Raw genomic sequence first — 259 nt, forward strand, 5'->3', positions numbered from 1 at the left:
TTTCGATGCGCGTCAGTGCGTCGCGCAGCGTCGCGTACAGCTGGTCGGCAACGAACGTCGGCTGGATGCCGTCACGGGTGCGGCTGAACAGGGCGTCGTCGAACAGCTCGCGCAGGCGCGCCAGGCCATAGCTCACCGAAGGCTGGGTGACGAACAAACGCTCGGCAGCGAGGGTGACGCTGCGGGCTTCGTAAAGGGTGACGAAGGTGCGGATCAGGTTCAGGTCAATGTGGCTCATGGGCACTCGCGTCGTGCATGG

Annotated in this window: 1 protein-coding gene; it reads right to left on the reverse strand. The window is 64.9% G+C overall.

Features of this window, described 5'->3' with window-relative positions:
* Positions 1-238 (reverse strand): LysR family transcriptional regulator (locus SB756_RS31825; protein WP_410913468.1); only part of this gene is annotated, 238 nt, incomplete at its 3' end.
* Positions 239-259: the final 21 nt, after the last annotated feature.

Origin of the sequence: Pseudomonas sp. SIMBA_068 (assembly GCF_046534705.1) — a bacterium.
In the GTDB taxonomy this organism is placed as follows: Bacteria; Pseudomonadota; Gammaproteobacteria; order Pseudomonadales; family Pseudomonadaceae; genus Aquipseudomonas; species Aquipseudomonas putida.